Origin of the sequence: Labrenzia sp. 011 (genome assembly GCF_003075075.1) — a bacterium.
Taxonomy (GTDB): Bacteria; Pseudomonadota; Alphaproteobacteria; order Rhizobiales; family Stappiaceae; genus Roseibium.
The window spans coordinates 1-2,500 of sequence record NZ_QCYM01000043.1 but is presented as its reverse complement, the minus strand read 5'-3'; the positions used below and the strand labels follow the sequence as shown (position 1 = coordinate 2,500).

The window sequence follows — 2,500 nt, the reverse complement described above, 5'->3', positions numbered from 1 at the left end:
GCTGTGGCTAGGGGTGAAAGGCCAATCAAACTCGGAAATAGCTGGTTCTCCGCGAAATCTATTTAGGTAGAGCGTCGGATGAATACTCTCGGGGGTAGAGCACTGGATGGGCTATGGGGGCTTACCGCCTTACTGATCCTAACCAAACTCCGAATACCGAGAAGTACTATCCGGCAGACACACAGTGGGTGCTAACGTCCATTGTGGAGAGGGAAACAACCCTGACCGCCAGTTAAGGTCCCTAAGTTATGGCTAAGTGGGAAAGGATGTAGAACTCCCAAAACAACCAGGATGTTGGCTTAGAAGCAGCCATCATTTAAAGAAAGCGTAACAGCTCACTGGTCTAAGTAAGGGGTTCCGCGCCGAAAATGTACCGGGGCTCAAGCCATACACCGAAACTGCGGGTGCATCTTAGGATGCGCGGTAGCGGAGCGTTCTGTAAGTCTGCGAAGGGATATCCGCGAGGGGTCCTGGAGATATCAGAAGTGCGAATGCTGACATGAGTAACGATAAAGAGTGTGAGAGACACTCTCGCCGAAAGTCCAAGGGTTCCTGCGCAACGCTAATCGGCGCAGGGTTAGCCGGCCCCTAAGGCGAGGCCGAAAGGCGTAGTCGATGGGAATGCAGTTAATATTCTGCAGCTTGTGGGTAGTGACGGATGCCGTGTGTTGTATCTCCTTATTGGATTGGGGGTGCAGCGAAGGTGTTCCAGGAAATAGCTCCCACGTATAAACCGTACCCGAAACCGACACAGGTGGACTGGTAGAGCATACCAAGGCGCTTGAGAGAACTATGCTGAAGGAACTCGGCAAAATGCTCCCGTAAGTTCGCGAGAAGGGAGACCTCGGCTTGGGCAACCAGGTCGGGGTGGCACAGACCAGGGGGTGGCGACTGTTTATCAAAAACACAGGGCTCTGCGAAGCCGCAAGGCGACGTATAGGGTCTGACGCCTGCCCGGTGCTGGAAGGTTAAGAGGAGGTGTGCAAGCACCGAATTGAAGCCCCAGTAAACGGCGGCCGTAACTATAACGGTCCTAAGGTAGCGAAATTCCTTGTCGGGTAAGTTCCGACCTGCACGAATGGCGTAACGACTTCCCCGCTGTCTCCAGCATAGACTCAGTGAAATTGAATTCCCCGTGAAGATGCGGGGTTCCTGCGGTCAGACGGAAAGACCCCGTGCACCTTTACTACAGCTTCACACTGGTATTCGTCACGACATGTGTAGGATAGGTGGTAGACGTTGAAGCCTTGGCGCCAGCTGAGGTGGAGTCACCCTTGAAATACCACCCTTGTCGTCATGGATATCTAACCGCGGTACAACCATATCCGGGACCGTGTGTGGCGGGTAGTTTGACTGGGGCGGTCGCCTCCCAAATGGTAACGGAGGCGCGCGAAGGTGGGCTCAGAGCGGTCGGAAATCGCTCGTTGAGTGCAATGGCATAAGCCTGCCTGACTGCGAGACTGACAAGTCGAGCAGAGTCGAAAGACGGCCATAGTGATCCGGTGGTCCCTCGTGGAAGGGCCATCGCTCAACGGATAAAAGGTACGCCGGGGATAACAGGCTGATGATGCCCAAGAGTCCATATCGACGGCATTGTTTGGCACCTCGATGTCGACTCATCACATCCTGGGGCTGGAGCAGGTCCCAAGGGTTTGGCTGTTCGCCAATTAAAGTGGTACGTGAGTTGGGTTCAGAACGTCGCGAGACAGTTCGGTCCCTATCTGCCGTGGGTGTAGGAGAATTGAGAGGATCTGTCCCTAGTACGAGAGGACCGGGATGGACGTACCTCTGGTGGACCTGTTGTGGCGCCAGCCGCATTGCAGGGTAGCTATGTACGGAAGGGATAACCGCTGAAAGCATCTAAGCGGGAAACCCACCTCAAAACCAGTTCTCCCTGAAGAGCCGTGGAAGACCACCACGTCGATAGGAAGCGTGTGGACGTGCAGCAATGCATGAAGCTTAGCTTTACTAATAGCTCGTTCGGCTTGATCCTCTCATTAGTCAATGTTCATCTTGTGAAAGCGCCCCTGGCGCTGTCAGAAGATCAGTTTGTTTGTGCGCACTTGCGCTCGGAACGAGCGTTCCCTGCAAAAGATCCGCACATCAAACAAACCATCTGAAAAAATCATCGATAAGACCAGTTTTACACGCAAACTGCGCTTCGCCGGCCTGGTGGCCCCAGCGGGGAGCCCCCACCCGATCCCATCCCGAACTCGGCCGTGAAACTCCCCAGCGCCAATGGTACTGCATCTTAAGGTGTGGGAGAGTAGGTCGCCGCCAGGCCTGCAAAACGCAGTTTGTCAGAAATCTTCAACAATTGCCTCCCTGAACCTGTCAGGTATGAGGATCAACGCAGCAAAAATATAACGCGGGATGGAGCAGTCCGGTAGCTCGTCAGGCTCATAACCTGAAGGTCGCAGGTTCAAATCCTGCTCCCGCAACCAAATCAATCAAAGCCGTCCCTAAGGACGGCTTTTTTTTGTCAAAATCCCAAAAATAC

Annotated in this window: 1 tRNA gene and 2 rRNA genes (1 of these 3 cut by a window edge); all 3 read left to right on the top strand. The window is 53.9% G+C overall.

Annotation, left to right across the window (positions count from 1 at the left end):
* Positions 1 to 1,993 (top strand): 23S ribosomal RNA (locus DCO57_RS22030); it begins 730 nt to the left of the window's first position.
* Positions 1,994 to 2,168: 175 nt separating this feature from the next.
* Positions 2,169 to 2,283 (top strand): 5S ribosomal RNA (rrf, locus tag DCO57_RS22025).
* A gap of 84 nt (positions 2,284 to 2,367) precedes the next feature.
* Positions 2,368 to 2,444 (top strand) — tRNA-Met (locus DCO57_RS22020).
* Positions 2,445 to 2,500: the final 56 nt, after the last annotated feature.